Raw genomic sequence first — 245 nt, forward strand, 5'->3', positions numbered from 1 at the left:
TGGTATCAGGTTGCCAACTGGGTCAGAACAGGTTGAGAGGCTGTTCATCTCTAAGAGAAATGCAAAGGTACGAATTGCCGTTCATTGCATCCATGCGATGAAGTTTCAGTTCGAGCCAATGACGCCCCGAGCGGTCCCCGTTGGGCAGAAAACGATAGATGCCGAAGTCAATCTGTGGCTCATGGGGCTGAAGATGCAGCTCGCGATACGCTTCGAGTACGACTTCGCCTAAGGAGGCGCTGCAA

The 245-nt window shown here is 52.7% G+C and carries 1 pseudogene; it reads right to left on the bottom strand.

Annotated elements, in window-relative coordinates:
- Positions 1-22: 22 nt before the first annotated feature.
- A pseudogene (locus tag ALO43_RS31170) lies at positions 23-245 on the bottom strand (hypothetical protein); the annotation flags it as partial.

The organism is Pseudomonas tremae, assembly GCF_001401155.1.
GTDB lineage: Bacteria > Pseudomonadota > Gammaproteobacteria > Pseudomonadales > Pseudomonadaceae > Aquipseudomonas > Aquipseudomonas tremae.